Annotated in this window: 16 protein-coding genes and 2 pseudogenes; 8 read left to right on the forward strand and 10 right to left on the reverse strand. The window is 68.1% G+C overall.

Features of this window, described 5'->3' with window-relative positions; translation table 11 throughout:
• Window positions 1–268: 268 nt before the first annotated feature.
• A complete protein-coding gene (locus tag AC07DC_RS38025) occupies window positions 269–928 on the forward strand; it encodes a hypothetical protein (RefSeq protein ID WP_478919315.1) in 660 nt (219 codons plus the stop codon).
• A gap of 81 nt (window positions 929–1,009) precedes the next feature.
• Here the strand turns inward: AC07DC_RS38025 and AC07DC_RS38030 are convergent, their stop codons facing one another.
• Window positions 1,010–1,618 (reverse strand): TetR/AcrR family transcriptional regulator, encoded by a 609-nt coding sequence (locus AC07DC_RS38030; protein WP_478919316.1) that lies wholly within the window; start codon window positions 1,616–1,618, stop codon window positions 1,010–1,012.
• Window positions 1,619–1,759: 141 nt separating this feature from the next.
• Between AC07DC_RS38030 and AC07DC_RS38035 the strand changes: the two genes are divergently transcribed.
• Together AC07DC_RS38035 and AC07DC_RS38040 are read left to right on the forward strand one after the other, a co-directional pair.
• The gene (locus AC07DC_RS38035; RefSeq protein ID WP_478919317.1) at window positions 1,760–1,921 is read left to right on the forward strand and encodes a hypothetical protein; all 162 of its coding nucleotides are present in this window, start codon (window positions 1,760–1,762) and stop codon (window positions 1,919–1,921) included.
• Window positions 1,922–1,936: 15 nt separating this feature from the next.
• Window positions 1,937–2,284 carry a VOC family protein gene (locus AC07DC_RS38040; RefSeq protein WP_478919318.1) on the forward strand — a complete coding sequence of 116 codons (348 nt, stop codon included), beginning with the start codon at window positions 1,937–1,939 and terminating at the stop codon, window positions 2,282–2,284.
• Between the two features lie 137 nt (window positions 2,285–2,421).
• Here AC07DC_RS38040 and AC07DC_RS38045 read toward each other — a convergent pair whose 3' ends face one another.
• The 5 genes and pseudogenes from AC07DC_RS38045 to AC07DC_RS38065 form a co-directional block, all read right to left on the reverse strand.
• Window positions 2,422–2,835 (reverse strand): VOC family protein, encoded by a 414-nt coding sequence (locus AC07DC_RS38045; RefSeq protein WP_478919319.1) that lies wholly within the window; start codon window positions 2,833–2,835, stop codon window positions 2,422–2,424.
• Window positions 2,832–3,416 carry a dihydrofolate reductase family protein gene (locus AC07DC_RS38050; RefSeq protein WP_478919320.1) on the reverse strand — a complete coding sequence of 195 codons (585 nt, stop codon included), beginning with the start codon at window positions 3,414–3,416 and terminating at the stop codon, window positions 2,832–2,834. Before AC07DC_RS38050 ends, AC07DC_RS38045 begins: the two co-directional genes overlap by 4 nt.
• A 69-nt stretch (window positions 3,417–3,485) precedes the next feature.
• Window positions 3,486–3,800: pseudogene (locus AC07DC_RS38055) on the reverse strand (hypothetical protein); the annotation flags it as partial.
• Window positions 3,799–3,945: pseudogene (locus AC07DC_RS38060) on the reverse strand (IS256 family transposase); the annotation flags it as partial. The pseudogenes AC07DC_RS38055 and AC07DC_RS38060, both read right to left, overlap by 2 nt.
• A gap of 155 nt (window positions 3,946–4,100) precedes the next feature.
• On the reverse strand, window positions 4,101–4,247 hold the full coding sequence (locus tag AC07DC_RS38065) for a hypothetical protein (protein WP_478919322.1): 147 nt from the start codon (window positions 4,245–4,247) through the stop codon (window positions 4,101–4,103).
• Window positions 4,248–4,830: 583 nt separating this feature from the next.
• Between AC07DC_RS38065 and AC07DC_RS38070 the strand changes: the two genes are divergently transcribed.
• Window positions 4,831–5,493, forward strand: a complete 663-nt coding sequence (locus tag AC07DC_RS38070) for a histone deacetylase (RefSeq protein WP_478919323.1) — start codon at window positions 4,831–4,833, stop codon at window positions 5,491–5,493.
• A 386-nt stretch (window positions 5,494–5,879) separates the two neighbouring features.
• Window positions 5,880–6,437 carry a pyridoxamine 5'-phosphate oxidase family protein gene (locus AC07DC_RS38075; protein WP_478919324.1) on the forward strand — a complete coding sequence of 186 codons (558 nt, stop codon included), beginning with the start codon at window positions 5,880–5,882 and terminating at the stop codon, window positions 6,435–6,437.
• A gap of 118 nt (window positions 6,438–6,555) precedes the next feature.
• Here the strand turns inward: AC07DC_RS38075 and AC07DC_RS38080 are convergent, their stop codons facing one another.
• From AC07DC_RS38080 to AC07DC_RS38090, 3 genes are read right to left on the reverse strand one after another with little or no spacing between them, the layout of a single operon-like run.
• Window positions 6,556–7,515, reverse strand: coding sequence for an ornithine cyclodeaminase family protein (locus AC07DC_RS38080; protein WP_478919325.1), 960 nt, complete (start codon window positions 7,513–7,515; stop codon window positions 6,556–6,558).
• Window positions 7,494–8,627, reverse strand: coding sequence for an aminotransferase class I/II-fold pyridoxal phosphate-dependent enzyme (locus tag AC07DC_RS38085; RefSeq protein WP_478919326.1), 1,134 nt, complete (start codon window positions 8,625–8,627; stop codon window positions 7,494–7,496). Before AC07DC_RS38085 ends, AC07DC_RS38080 begins: the two co-directional genes overlap by 22 nt.
• Before the next feature lie 5 nt (window positions 8,628–8,632).
• Window positions 8,633–9,277, reverse strand: a complete 645-nt coding sequence (locus tag AC07DC_RS38090; protein WP_478919328.1) for a helix-turn-helix transcriptional regulator — start codon at window positions 9,275–9,277, stop codon at window positions 8,633–8,635.
• Between the two features lie 320 nt (window positions 9,278–9,597).
• Between AC07DC_RS38090 and AC07DC_RS38095 the strand changes: the two genes are divergently transcribed.
• Window positions 9,598–10,053 (forward strand): hypothetical protein, encoded by a 456-nt coding sequence (locus tag AC07DC_RS38095; protein WP_478919329.1) that lies wholly within the window; start codon window positions 9,598–9,600, stop codon window positions 10,051–10,053.
• Window positions 10,054–10,317: 264 nt separating this feature from the next.
• Here the strand turns inward: AC07DC_RS38095 and AC07DC_RS38100 are convergent, their stop codons facing one another.
• On the reverse strand, window positions 10,318–10,533 hold the full coding sequence (locus AC07DC_RS38100) for a hypothetical protein (RefSeq protein ID WP_478919331.1): 216 nt from the start codon (window positions 10,531–10,533) through the stop codon (window positions 10,318–10,320).
• Window positions 10,534–10,709: 176 nt separating this feature from the next.
• Here AC07DC_RS38100 and AC07DC_RS38105 point away from each other — a divergent pair, with 176 nt between their 5' ends.
• Window positions 10,710–12,161 carry an amidase gene (locus tag AC07DC_RS38105; RefSeq protein WP_478919449.1) on the forward strand — a complete coding sequence of 484 codons (1,452 nt, stop codon included), beginning with the start codon at window positions 10,710–10,712 and terminating at the stop codon, window positions 12,159–12,161.
• 344 nt (window positions 12,162–12,505) lie between these two features.
• Window positions 12,506–13,072 (forward strand): hypothetical protein, encoded by a 567-nt coding sequence (locus tag AC07DC_RS38110; protein WP_478919333.1) that lies wholly within the window; start codon window positions 12,506–12,508, stop codon window positions 13,070–13,072.
• The last annotated feature ends 32 nt before the right edge of the window (window positions 13,073–13,104 follow it).

Here is a 13,104-nt window from a genome sequence, read left to right on the forward strand (position 1 = left end):
TGCGGTGCAGGCCATGCCAGGCAAAGTCTTCGTGTGGCTGCCACGCTCACCATCGCGGGCAATCGGCTGCTGGCTGGGATGGCCGCTGCCGTGACGTCGCCCGGCGACTTCACCGTCATGTCAACGATGTGGCGCGAGGCGAGTGCGGCCACTTTGTGCAGCTCAGCGCCGGTGTGAGCGACAGTGGCGGGTGCAACACATGTGGCGCTCCGTGCAGCAGTCCGACGAAGCGATCTTCATCCCAGGTGATCATTGATACGGTCCCGCCATGCCTGAAACACACGGCGGATCGAGCGATCCCGTCACCGCGGCCGACGTCGAGTACTCCGTCCGCCTGGCGGTGGCCACCTTGCGCGGGGCGGAAACGCCGGACTGGGATGCCAAGGCTGGCTCCTTGGAGTGGAACTGCTGGGAGACCGTCGAGCACCTCGCCGACGATCTGTTCTCCTACGCTGCCCAACTGGGCCCCGAGAGCCCGCCGCGGGACACACATATCCCGTTCGTCTGGGGTCGAAAGAAGCCGGGCGGCCCGGCGAACGTCATCTTCGCGGACCGTGACGCCGGTACGGCCGGCTTGTTGCAGGTGCTGGAAGCCAGCGGCGCCTTGCTGACGGCCATCGTGCGGACCACTCCGCCGACGGTGAGGTCGCACCATGTCTTCGGCGTAGCCGACCCCGAGGGCTTCGCCGCCATGGGGGTCGTTGAGACGTTGGTGCACATGCACGACATCGCCGAGGGCCTCGGCATCGACTGGATGCCGGATGCTGACCTGTGCCACCGGGTGCTGACCCGGCTCTTCCCTCATGCTCCGACAAACACTGAGCGCTGGCCCACCCTGCTGTGGGCTACCGGCCGTGCGGAAATCCCGGGTCATCCACGACTGACGAAGTGGCGTTGGCATGGCGCGCCCGCCGATGAAGGGCGGTAGACGCCCCGTCAGCACCGACAGCGCGACCCGAGAGGGCCGCGCACACACTCCGGGCGCCGTACGTTCTCGCCCGAAGTCGCATCAGTCGAGGGCGTAGCTGCGGCCGGCATGCAGAATCTCGTCGGAGAGCTCGGGCTCGACGTGGCGTACGGCGCGGGCGAGCGTCAGCGCGCCGACCATTTCGCTGAGCAGGCGGATGGCCCGGTAGCGGGCCTCGGTCGGGTCGAGCTCGTGACCCGTTTCCTCGGCTTCGTGCACGAACTCGGCCGCGAAGCCGGTGAGGTAACCCTCGACGCCTTCGGCGTACGCGCCCTGCACGGCTTCGCTGTGCCGTCCGGCGTCGGTGACCAGGGAGGCCGAGGGGCAGCCGCCGTCCGGAGCGTCACGGTGCGTGGTGGACAGGTAGCCGGCTACGACCCGCTCCAGGGGAGAGCCGGCCTGGCCCGGACCGTCCTCGATCGTCCGGGCCAGGCCCCCGAGCGAGGCGGCGAAGGAGTCGCGGCACACCTCCACGACCAGGTCGTTCTTGGAGGCGAAGTGGTTGTAGAAGCCGCCGTGGGTGAGTCCGGCTTCTTTCATCAACTCGGCGATGCCGACCGCGTCTATGCCCTGCGAGCGAAACATGCGGCCCGCCGCTTCGAGGATGTTGTGCCGGTTGCGGGCCTTGTCCTCCTTGGTGATCCGCGGCATGGCCGTCCTCTCGCGTCGCTCTCGACTTGACCTTTTTAATGATGTCTTTCATCATAGCAACAGTTCTAATGACGCCCGTCATCAATAATTCTCGGAAGGAAAGCGTCGCGCGCGCCATCGCTTACGACCAGCATTCCCGACGTGGACGTCAACGCGGCCTCCTTCGGCGCCCCCTTCATCGCCAACCTCGACCAGGTCGAGCGCTTCGCGCAGAGCCACCCGCTGGCCGAGGGCGACCGGGACACCTACTACGCCGGTCACACCGAGGGCTACACCGACCACCCCGCCCTCACCGCCAACTGAGCAAGGAAGATCCCCGTGAGCAGCAACATCCGAGCAATAGTCGCGAACGTCGAAGTAGAGAACCTCGAAAACGCGATCCCTCTCTACCAGGACCTGGCCGGGGACGTGGAAGTCCGCCGCTTCCCCTACCGTGAACTGGAGGTGGCACTGGTAGGACCCTTCCTGCTCTACTCCGGCCCGCTGGAGAAGTACGTCTCGCAGAATGCGACAGTCATCGTCGAATCCCTGACGCCCGTTCTCGAAGCCCTCGCCAAGGCCGGCGCCGAGATCCTCGAAGCACCCAACGAAGTACCCAACGGCACCAGGATCGTCGCCCGCCACCCGGACGGCTCTGTCTTTGAGTACATGCAGCCCCGCTCCTGAGCCCGAAGGGATGATCCCTCGCTCCTGGCCGCCACCGAGTAATCGCCAAGACCTGTGGATGGGGCGGGGATGACGCTGCGCGTTGCGCCGCGGTCGCGTCGAGGGGGAGCTTCGTCACTCCACAGACCGTGGCCGCCTCAGGCGAAGTCTGCTGCGGTGATGCCGTCGGGATGTCCGGACGGCCACTCCACCAACTCGATCCGGTAACCATCCGGGTCCGTGAGCCACGACGTCTTCGGGCCGTGAGGGCCGCCAGGGTACTGGAGGGGTTCGGGCCCCAGGCCGGCTTCGGTCAGCGTCTCCAGGGTGGTGGCGAGCGTTTCCACCTGGATCGCGAGGTGGTCGAAACCGCTGCCCACGTCGACCGGTCCGCCGCCGGGGCGGTGGACCAGCTCGAGCGAGGCCGCCGGCTCGTCGGGGAACTTGAGGATCACCAGGCGAGCCCCGTCGCCGACCTCGACCCTGCCCAGTTCGACGTAGCCCAAGGCGGTGTAGAAACCGAGCGAGCGGTCCAGGTCGGTGACTCGGTAGGAGACGAAGAGCGTCTTCACGCGGCCTCCTCGGGTCGACGCACCCGGTAGCGGAGGTGCGTGACATCTCGATCCTCGAGCCGTCGGACGAGGTCGAGTTCGATGTGATCACTACCCAGGCGCTCGAACAGCCGCCGGCCGTCCCCGAGGAGGACCGGAATCAGGTGGATCTCCATCTCGTCCACCTGCCCGGATCGGAGAAGTGCTTGGGCCGCCCCCGCCCCATGGACCATGACCGGCCGGTCCCCCGCGGCTGCGCGAGCCTGACGGGCGCAGTCCTCGACATCGGTGACGAAACGCGCGTGGCCGGGTGGCACGTCCCCGTCATCCACCTGGTGGGTGAGGACGAAGATCGGCACGCCGTCGTGGTGGTCGCCCTGCCAGCGCCCGGCGAGTTCGAAAGTCCGACGGCCGGAGATCACCGCGCCGGTCGCCAGCGCTTCGCGGAAGACCTGGCCGCTCGGACCGTCGGACTCCCGGTCGTCGAGCCAGTTGAAGAGCCGCCCACCATCGCGCCCGAGCTCCTGACCTGGCCGATCGTCCGGGCCGGCGATATAGCCGTCGAGCGACATCGACATGTACAGCCGAATCGGATTGTGCATCCTGGCCTCCCTCTCTCCTCCATGACACCGGGATCCGGCGTTTCCTGATCCGCCGACGGGGCGGGCCTGTCACAAGGAAGACTTCAGGCAACCGGCAAACTCATCGGCCCGACACGCCGCCCCTGCTGCCGGGTCTCCTGAGGGGGTAGGCGCCATGACCTGTGGATCATTTGCGGTCGTTAAGGCCGCGTGGCTCTCGGAGCGTTCGACGAGGTGGCCGCGCTCGAAGCGGGCTCCGGCACGGACCAGGGCGACGAGGTGGGGTGCGCTCACGGCCCGCCACCGCCGCTGGGCGGACTCGACGAGCTTGAAGACCAGGGCGGCGGCTGCGCTGCCGACGCCCCGGGTGACCTTGGTCCGCAGCCGGACGGTGGCGAAAGTCGCGCTCGCCGCTCACCTCGTCGACACGTTTGTCGTTGCCCCACGGTGCCTTTACCGCGACCACCCCGGCCGCGGTGGTGACCTTCCCGGGCTGGTGGTACCCGATACGGACCACGAGCCGACGCCCGTTCTCGTCACGCTGTTCAGCCAACTCGCTCAGCACGGGCGTGCCTTCCCGGCCGACGGCGCAACGTCGACCCGCTCGATGACCAGAAGTCGATCACTCGGGAAGGTACCCCTTCCGCGTCCAACCCGAGACCGATCCACAAGTCATGAGCGTTGCTGCCCGGTGAGGACGTCAGCTCAACCGCAAGCCCGTGGCCCGCACGATCGGCCACCCGTCTGCAGCGCGTTCTGCAAGGACCCCGCCTGGACGACCTCGGGATAGAGCGTCACGTACTCGCGCATGGGATCGTTCGGCGCTGCGTTGCCGGGAAGCTGCTCGGACATGCCATTGAGTCTGCCAGGCCGCACACCACCACCCACCACCATCACCGCCGCCTATCACCCTCCCTGCCGACCGCCTGTGCTTCGTCGACGCGATCACATCCAGCATCGAACCACGGCACGAGTGCCGCAGCCGGACATGCACTACCTGGCTGTGCCACACATAGCGGTCCTCACCCCGAACCGGCGAACCGGTCACCCACCCAGCGCGCCTCCACCGAGTGAACACCCCCCCTGGACCGCCTTCGCCACCCCCCACCGGCTGCACGCTCTGATGGGCAGTTGCACCGGGAGACGTCAGCCGAGCCGGCGGCGGTCATCGCAGAGCCATCAAGCAGAGTCATAGAGTGGGCTCCTGCGAGCAGGACCCGCTTGCGCAGCGGCGGGAGTCCGGTGAGGCCGAACATCTGGCGTGTGTGCATCCTGAGGCGGTTGATGTGACTTTCGAGCCAGAGCCGCCACCGCCGAGGCGCACGCGGCGCCGCGGTCCGGCAGCAGGGCTGCGCACAGGTTCGCGGCAGTGGCGATCGCCGCACGGCACGGTCGTACAGCCGGGGAGTAGGCCAGTCCTCTCGAGGGGGCTGACGTGACCACGGTACGACCGCTGCAGCCGGTTCGGCCCGAAGGCGCCGTACCCACGCAGGTCTGGTACGCCTCCTACGGCTCCAACATGCACATGAACCGCCTGATGTACTACCTCGGCGGCGGGCAGCCTCCCGGGGCATCGCGCAGCTACCCCGGCTGCCGAGACAGCCGGCCGCCGGCGCTCAGCGTTCCTGTGGAACTGTGCGGCGCGCTGTACTTCGCCACCGAGTCGCCGGTGTGGTCCGGCGGCCGGGCCTTCTACGATCCGCACGCAACCGGGCGCGTGTACGCGCGCGCCCACCTGGTGACCGCCGAGCAGTTCTCCGACATCGCCGCGCAGGAGATGTACCGGGAACCGGGAGTCGACCTCGACCTGGCCGAGGTCCTGCGCTGCGGCGTGGCCGCGCTGGGGCACGGCCGCTACGAGACGCTGGTATGCCCCGGAGCACTCGACGACCTTCCCTTGCTCACGTTCACAGCCCCCTGGCCGGTGGGCGAAGCCGAATGGACGCCGCCCTCCCCCGCCTACCTGCGGCACCTGGCCCGCGGGCTCCTGGAGGCCGGAGCCTGGGACGTGCCCGCCATCTCCGCCTACTTGCAGGCCTGCCCAGGCGCCGCAGGACACTGGAACACGCACCAGATCGCCGACCTGCTCACCCGGTGAACCGCAACCCGCTCTACCGCGCGGACGTTGCGTTGCCCGCGATCTCAGGTTGGCCGCAACACACGGCAGGCCCCCTGCGCGGCAGGAATGGCGGCCGCCCGTCTCATTCCTCCATGCGGAGCACTGCAACAAGCGCGACACCGCCGAACGGGCAATCAACAAACTGACGCGCCTGCGAGCCGTCACCAGATACGACCAGCAGTCGAGAGCAAGGATCGCCTGCTTGCGGCTCTTGCCCTCGGCTCGCTCGCTGTCATAGCAGCTCTCGGGGGGCAGGCAGAAGCGAGCGACGATCTGGGCGGAGAGGCAAAAGAACGCGCAGGAGCGGGCGATGATTTCCGTGCGGGCTGTCAGTCGTTAGGACAGAGACGAAAAGGAGACCCGCCATGCCGGCACAGGAACCCGCAATGCAACCCACCGCTGAACTCGACGCCCGCTACAGCTCCGCGCTCCATCCCCGCCCAGGTGCCGCGGGCGTCACCGCCACCGAATGGGCCCAGGCTCAAGGGCAACTGAAGGCCGCCGAGATCTTCTGGGTGTCCACGGTGCGGTCCGACGGCCGCCTGCACGTCACACCCGTGATCGCCGCCTGGCACGACGGAGTGCTGTACTTCTCCACCGGCCCGGGAGAGCAGAAGGCAAAGAACCTCGCTCATGACGCTCACTGCGCGCTGACCACCGGGGGGAACTCCCTCACCGAAGGGCTCGACCTCGTGATCGAGGGCACGGCGCAGCCGGTCACTGATCCGGCGATGCTGGAGGAAGTGATCGCGGCGTACGAGGCGAAGTACGGGCCACACATCACCTCACCTAAGGGCCCCTTCCACGGGATCGGGGATGCGTTCCGCACAGGGGACGCAGTGGTTTTCGCGGTGGCCCCGGCCACCGCGTACGGCTTCGGCCGGGACAACGGGGTCTACAGCCACACGCGGTGGGTGTTCTGAACGACGTTCTGAACGACAGGGCTCCCGGAGGCCGCGCCCGCCCGCCCGCAGCCGCCAACGGGTCCACCCCCGCACCGGAGCCGGGGCGGCCTGCGCTTTGCTTGCCCGGCTCCGATGGTCACCGCAGGAGTTGGTCGAGTACGGCCGAGGCGAGGGCCGCGTCGAGGGCGCCTACACCGGTGACGTCGGCGACCGTGATCCACGTGTCCGGCCGGTTGACGGGCGTTTTGAGCAGCTGGCCGGCCGCGATGTCGCTGTCGTGGGCGGTGGTCCCGGCGCGGACGGCGTGGCCGAAGTCCCCATGGTCGAGGCACTGGGCGTGGTCGTCGGTGGCGATGAGTTGTGCGCGGTGGAAGAGCGCCGGTGGCAGCTCGTTCTTGTGCGGCATGTCTGTGCCGATGCCCGTCACGTGTGCGCCTTCGCGCACGTGGGTGGCATCCAGGACGGGAGCTGTGGCCGGGGTCGTGGTGATGATCATGTCTGCACCGGCGGCCTCTTGGGCCGCGGCGGGCCGGGCGTGCAGCCCGCGTGAGTTGAGCTGTTCGCACAGGAGCTTGGCTTTGGGCAGAGTGCGGCCGTGGACGAGCACCGTGCTGATGGGGCGGAGTTTGGTGAGCCAGGATGCCTGGAGGCGGGCCTGTTCGCCGGTACCGAATACGGCTAGCGTGTCGGCGCTGGGGCGGGCCATGGCGTGGGTGATCAGCGCGCCCGCGGCAGCGGTGCGCCAGGCGGTCAGCAGGCCCCGGTCGTCAAGGAGCGCGCGTATCTGTCCGGTGCGGGCGCTGACGACGCACACCAGACCGTGATTGGACGGAAGGCCGAGGCCGGGGTTGCCGTAGAAGCCGGTCGCGATCTTGACGGTGAAATCGGTGGCACCGGTGATCCAGCCGACCTTGACGTGACAGTCCCCGTCGGCCGCGGGGAAGTCCATGTGCAGCGGCGGTGGCACGCTGGTGCGGCCTTCGGCGTGAGCGATCAGCGCGTCCCGGACGCTGTCGAGGACCAGCTGCGAGGTGGCGGCCCTTTCAATGGTGGCCGGGTCGAAGACGGTGAGGGTCATCGGCTCGTCCGCATCCATTGGGAGAAGGCTGCCAGGCCCTCTTCCGGGTCGCGGCGGCCGATGCCGATGCGGAACCGGTCGGTGGGGGTGGGGGTGAGTTCGGAGCGGTAGATGCTGGCGGGCAACAGCAGGACGCCGGTTTCCCTCACCAGGCGGGTGCAGAACCCCTCCACTCCTTGCGGGCCGCGGTAGCGGGGATAGGCGACGCATCCGCCGTCCGGCGCCTGCCACTCGAAGTCGTCTGCGAACTCGGCGAAGAACGCGTCGAACACCGGCAGGTTCTGGGCGATCAGGGCCCGGTTGCGGTCCAGGATCGTGGTGCGGGCCTTGAGCGCGATGCGGGCCAGGACCTCGCTGGGCGCGGAGTTGCAGATGGTGGTGTAGTGCTTGGCCCGCTCCAGGCGGGACAGCAGGGCCCGGTCGCGGCAGGTGATCCAGCCGATCCTTAGGCCCGGCAGGCCCAGGGACTTGGAGGTCACGTTGAGCGACAGAGCGCGCTCGGACAGGTCGGTGGCCTGCGGCAGGATGCGGGCCGGATCGCGCTCCAGGCCGCGATAGACCTCGTCGCTGAACAGGTGGATGCCGCGCTCGTCGCACAGCCGCGCCACCTCGGTGAAGTCGGCCGCGCTGATGACCTTGCCGGTGGGGTTGTTGGGGAAGTTCACCGACACGACCCGGGTGTTCGGGCGGATCGCCGCCTTCACCTCGTCGAGGTCCAGGGCCCAGTCGCGGTCGGGATCGAGGGCGACGCCGGTGACCTCGCACAGTGCCAGGGGCACGGTCTCGGCCGCCTGGTAGTTCGGTGTCACCACAACCGCGTGGTCGCCCGCGTCCAGCAGGACGTTCATCGCCAGGTAGAGGGCTTCCTCGGCGCCCGCGAAGCAGATGACGTCGGCGGCGTCGGCCCGCTCGTACATCTGCGCGATCACCTCGCGCAGGGCGCGATCACCGAACGTCTCGGTGTAGCCCAGGGACAGGTTCTCGAACGCGGCCCGCTCCTGATCGTCGGCCAGGGCGAGCAGTTCGCTGAGAGTCATGGTCTGGACGTCGGAGGCGGTCAGGTGATGCCGCGCGGTGAACTCCCACTGGGAGAAGTAGGTTTCCAGGCGGAAGTCGGGCAGCCGGGTCATGGTGCTCAGTCCTTCGCTCTTGGTGCTCTCACGTCGGCCAGCAGGCCGTAGAGGGTCGATCGGGAGACCCGCAGGACGCCGGCGACGACGGGAGCGGCCCGGCGTACGGCGAACACCCGGGCCTCGTCCAGCCGGGCGAGGACTGCCAGGCGGTCGGCGCGGGTCAGCCGCTCGACCGGGCGGCCGCACTCGCGCACGTACGCGCCGACGATGTGCTGGACGCGCTCGTGCCAGTCCTGTTCGAACAGCGGCTCCGGCCGGGCCACGCTCGGGGCGCCGAACGCGGACAGCACGGCTGCGGCCTGCTCCAGCGGAGTGCGGTCCAGATTCACGCACAGGACCGCGGACGCCTTTCCGCCTGGATCGCGCAGGACGGCGCTGACCGACGACAGGCGCCGGCCGTCCGCGAGCAGCTTCTCGTACGGGCCGAACACGTCCCGGGCCGACGGATCGAGTGCATCCAGCTCGCCCAGCAGCGACGGATCTCCCGCGCCGCGGGAGCTCATCGGATTCCAGATGGCCAGGATCCGGTCGGAGTCCGGGTCGTGCAGGACCACCTCGGCATACGGCCCTATCAGCAGCGCAATGGCCTGACACGCCGGTGCCCACATCCGCACGCGAGGGTCGTCGCCCTCCTCCACAGTCTTCATATCTGGACTGTACGTCCAAAATGGACAGTACGTCCAGATGGGCTGGCAGTGGACCACCACCGATCCCGTTCCAGGCGAGCAGCATCGGCACCATCCGGCACCTCGTGCCCGGCACCTGGCGAGCGAGTCCCGATGCCCAGGCCGCAGAAACCGTGGGAGAGCCGGGTGGGGCAGCTGTCCGTGTGCGTGACGCCCGGTCCGCACCAACGGGCGCCCTGGCGGCACCAGGCGCGGCACCATCGGCCACCGTCCCGGGCGGAGCTTGACGAAAGCCCCACGTGGGAACATCACCAATGCCAAAATCCAGTATGCGAAGAGCGATGGCGGTACTGGCCGCTTCAACGATGGTGGTACTGGCCGGTTGCGGTGGGGGCGGGGACTCCGACTCCGCGTCGGTGGCCTGGACGAGCCCGTGCGACTTGCTGACCACCACAGAGGTCGAGCAGGCGATCGGCTCCAAGGTCAAAGCAGATGCCATCGAGGGAAGTTACGGCTACGAATGCCACTGGCGGCAGCCTCAAGCCCTCGACACTTGGGTGGTGTGGCTCAAGGTCAACAAAAGTCGAGCCCAGTGCGGTGAACCGGGCACGGGCATAGCCGACGAACTGGATGTCGACGCCTACAAGGGCACGAGTGACGGAATCGTGAAAGTCGGCGGCCCCTACAAGGACCACTGCCTGCGGCTGACCAGCTTCGCATCCACCGCTCCCGGAGAAACCCTCACTGAGGACAAAGCCGTCGACCTCATGCGCACGATCAGACGCCGGCTGCAGTAACCGGCCGGCGAGACGCGCAAATCCACGCGCTACGGCGTGCGGAGCAGGGGGTTCCAGACATAATCGTGCGGCCCGTCACCCCGTTCCTGGGGATGGCGGGCCGCTGCAGGATCACGGTGTGGCGCTGCATCCGTCGCGAACCGTGGACAGGCCCGAGGCTCGGGATCTGCCAACTCATAGCTGTCCGCGGCACTGTCGTCATCACGAGCACCCATGAAGCCCAGCGCCCCGATTGGGGAGACTGCCTTTTCCTGAGACTGGCCGTCAGCCCAGAACGTCGTCCGGGTTCAACGGATGATTGTCACCGAGATCCGCCCAGAACTCCGCACCGAACTCAACCACGCCGGCATCGGACACCGTCAGCGGTACCCACGCCAACGCGGTCAAGCCCGCCGCCCGCAGAGAGTTTTCGTAGACCTCGCGGTGGGGCGGGGTGGCGACGAACGAGATCGGCGGGTCGCGTAACGCGGTGATCCTCACAGTGTCCCCACAGGGCTTGAGGGCTGCCATCCGCACGCCCGCGCAAGCGCTCCGGTTCCCAGCGGTCGGGCGACTCGTCTGTGACCGGAGAGGAATACGATGAGTATGGAGACATCAACCCCGTTGTGCGAAGCGGCATTTCATGGCCTGTTCCAGAGGCCGGTACGGTCGGATCCATGGAGTGGAAATTTCAGACGGCCGAAGATCTCGCGGCTGCCATGCGTGCCGGTGACGTGACCTCGGCGGAACTGACCGACGAGGCGATCGCCCGTATCGAGCGGGACGACAAGGACATCAACGCGATCTGTGTGCCGGACTTCGACCGTGCACGGGCCGCCGCACGCGATGCCGACCAGGCGCGCGCACGCGGTGAGGACCGTCCGCTGCTCGGTATCCCGGTGACGGTCAAAGAGTCGTACAACATCGCCGGGCTGCCCACGACCTGGGGCATACCGCAACACCGGAACTACATGCCCGCCGAGGACGCGGTACAGGTGTCGCGGCTCAAGGCCGCGGGCGCGGTGGTGCTCGGTAAGACCAATGTGCCTTTGGGGCTGCAAGATGTGCAGAGCTTCAACGAGATCTACGGCACCACCAACAACCCGTGGGATCACGGTCGCACGTCGGGTGGATCCTCCGGCGGATCAGCGGCGGCCCTGGCGTCCGGATTCGGCGCGCTGTCCATCGGCTCCGACATCGGCGGTTCGTTGCGCACCCCCGCACATTTCTGCGGTGTCTACGCGCACAAGCCGACGCTGGGGCTGGCGGCGAGCCGCGGTATGGTCCCGCCGCCCGCGCCGGCTTTGCCGGCCGAGCTTGACCTCGCCGTCGTCGGTCCGATGGCGCGCACGGCCCGCGATCTCACGCTCCTGCTCGACGTAATGGCCGGACCGGACCCGCTGACGCTCGGTGTGGGGTACGGCTTGACACTGGCGCCCGCGCGCCACGAGCGGCTCTGCGACTTCCGGGTCCTGGTCCTCGATACACATCCGCTCCTCCCGACCGGGTCCGCGGTGCGCGCGGGCGTGGACCGGGTGGCCGACGCGCTTGCCGACGGCGGCGCCCGCGTCGAACGGCACAGTCCGCTGCTGCCCGATCTGGCCGAAGCCGCGATGATCTACACGCAGTTGCTGTTTTCAGGCTCCGGCGCACATTTTCCCGTGGAAGCGTACGAGCAGCTGCGGGCCCGCGCCGCCGGACTGAGCGCAGACGACCAGAGTCTCGGTGCGGCGCGGCTGCGCGGTCTGGTGTTCAGCCACCGCGACTGGATCGAGGCGAACAACCGTCGCGAGCTCCACCGCCACGGCTGGCGCCAGCTCTTCGCCGAGTTCGATGCCGTGGTGTGTCCGATCACGCCCACTCCCGCGTTCCCGCACGACCACAACCCCGATCTGTTGGAACGTCGGATCGACATCGACGGCGTCGAGTACCCGTACCTCGACCAGCTCGTCTGGGCCGGCCTGGCCACCATGCCCGGCCTGCCCGCCACCGCCATACCAGCGGGCCGGTCCCCCGAGGGCTTGCCAGTGGGGGTGCAGCTCATCGGTCCGATGTTCGAGGACCGCACCCCGCTGAGGCTGGCCGAACTGCTCGAGCAGAAGATCGGCGGCTTTCAGGTACCGAAGTAGGGCGTACTGCCAGGTGTCGTAGCGGGTGGACAGGACGGTGACCCACCCTTCACACAGGCCCGACCACCCGTCCTACCTACGCGTCCCCGTCATCCCCGTCATCCCCGAACACGACCAGACCGAGACCGACCGCAGGGCGGGGCACCAAGTGACCTTGCCTGGTTGACCCTTCGTCACTGATCGCAGGGTGCCCTGTTCTTCTCCAATGGCTATGGCCGGCTCTCAGATGTCAGTGGGACGGCGACGAGCGCGGCACCGATCACGACTCCTGCACCGACTCGGGAACCGTTCCCCCGGATCCTGCGTGACCTCTTGATGTGTAGTCGACTGGTGAGGGGACCGGAATGAGAGCGCGGACGATCGTGAGCGTGGCGGTGTCGGCCTGTGTGGCCCTGATGGCGTGCGCGTGCGGTCCGGAGAAATCGAAGGACAACGCGGACGCGAAGCCTTCGCAGCCATCCGCATCCACGCGGGCGAACGAGCCGTCGGCTACGCCGTCCGCGTCCGCTCGGACCGAGAAGCCGTCGGCCACCCCGACCGGCGATCAGCCCGCGCCCAGGACGAAGGAGCGCGCGATCCAGCGGTACGAGCAGTACCTCCACGCCCTCGGCCGCGAGGACATCAAGACCGTCTGCGAAGTGGCCGGACCCGGCGCGAAGAAGGCAGAGGACAAGGGGTTCGGCCCGTGCACGTCGACGTACGTCGCCGTGTTCCAGATGATCTCGCCCGCGCAGAAGAAGGCCCTGCGCAGCGCAACGGTCGACCCGAAGCGCATCGCCGTGCGCACGCCGGCCAAGATCGTGATGCCGATCGAAGCGGTCAGGTCCTCCGCTACCTTCTCCGAGAGTGACCTAGGCAGCTATACCCTGGAGTACCTCAAGAAGGACTGGTACATCACCGACGGAAGCTGACCGCCATACACGGAGCCTCCGACGGCAGGAGC

This window comes from Streptomyces sp. NPDC045021 (assembly GCF_056432645.1).

Bases quoted from the DNA above. Each gene is read 5' to 3' on its own strand.
- AC07DC_RS38025 (WP_478919315.1), top strand. From the start codon at position 269: ATGCCTGAAACACACGGCGGATCGAGCGATCCCGTCACCGCGGCCGAC.
- AC07DC_RS38030 (WP_478919316.1), bottom strand. From the start codon at position 1,618: ATGCCGCGGATCACCAAGGAGGACAAGGCCCGCAACCGGCACAACATC.
- AC07DC_RS38050 (WP_478919320.1), bottom strand. From the start codon at position 3,416: ATGCACAATCCGATTCGGCTGTACATGTCGATGTCGCTCGACGGCTAT.
- AC07DC_RS38065 (WP_478919322.1), bottom strand. From the start codon at position 4,247: ATGTCCGAGCAGCTTCCCGGCAACGCAGCGCCGAACGATCCCATGCGC.
- AC07DC_RS38075 (WP_478919324.1), top strand. From the start codon at position 5,880: ATGCCGGCACAGGAACCCGCAATGCAACCCACCGCTGAACTCGACGCC.
- AC07DC_RS38080 (WP_478919325.1), bottom strand. From the start codon at position 7,515: ATGGATGCGGACGAGCCGATGACCCTCACCGTCTTCGACCCGGCCACC.
- AC07DC_RS38085 (WP_478919326.1), bottom strand. From the start codon at position 8,627: ATGACCCGGCTGCCCGACTTCCGCCTGGAAACCTACTTCTCCCAGTGG.
- AC07DC_RS38090 (WP_478919328.1), bottom strand. From the start codon at position 9,277: ATGAAGACTGTGGAGGAGGGCGACGACCCTCGCGTGCGGATGTGGGCA.
- AC07DC_RS38095 (WP_478919329.1), top strand. From the start codon at position 9,598: ATGGCGGTACTGGCCGCTTCAACGATGGTGGTACTGGCCGGTTGCGGT.
- AC07DC_RS38105 (WP_478919449.1), top strand. From the start codon at position 10,710: ATGGAGTGGAAATTTCAGACGGCCGAAGATCTCGCGGCTGCCATGCGT.
- AC07DC_RS38110 (WP_478919333.1), top strand. From the start codon at position 12,506: ATGAGAGCGCGGACGATCGTGAGCGTGGCGGTGTCGGCCTGTGTGGCC.